This is a genomic window from Herbaspirillum sp. B65 (assembly GCF_000333555.1).
Classification (GTDB): Bacteria; Pseudomonadota; Gammaproteobacteria; order Burkholderiales; family Burkholderiaceae_D; genus Herbaspirillum; species Herbaspirillum rubrisubalbicans.
In genome coordinates this window covers 1-483 of record NZ_BADI01001158.1, presented here as the reverse complement: position 1 = coordinate 483, position 483 = coordinate 1, and the positions used below count along the sequence as shown (strand labels likewise).

1 protein-coding gene is annotated in these 483 nt (G+C 59.0%); it reads right to left on the bottom strand.

Features of this window, described 5'->3' with window-relative positions:
• Positions 1-260: 260 nt before the first annotated feature.
• Positions 261-483, bottom strand: a 223-nt coding sequence (locus tag I5W_RS27840) for a transporter (RefSeq protein WP_044531698.1), incomplete at its 5' end; no start/stop codon positions are given.

Genomic DNA, 483 nt, shown 5'->3' with positions numbered 1-483 from the left:
CCTGGAGGACGCCGACCTCGACGTGGCCGCCAGCAATGCCGCCTGGGGCGCCTGGCTGCACCAGGGGCAGATCTTTCCTAGCTATTTTAGGTGTTGCCGAGTCGCGCTTTCAATCCCTCGATGTGTCATACGAACGGCTGCTGTTAGCCGATTGCGGACGTCGCAAACAGTAGTCCACCACGCGCCCAATCGAACCCGCTACTGGCCTCACATGGCAGCGGTGGCGGCCATTGGCCGTTTCGATGGGCGGCGCTAGTACATCACTTGAAAGGAACGCTGACCTGAAGCCAGAACCGATCTCCTTGCGGACGATTGCGTACCGAAAACTCGCGCTGATATTTGAAAGTCACGGCCGAGCCTGGCGTCCAGTCCCATCGGATCTGCGGCCCGATACCCATCGCTTGTCCCCGAAATCCGTTGCCAGCTACCGCCTGGCCATTTTGTTTGTCGTCGGAAATCTGCTTCAAGTAAAACCCTTGGACG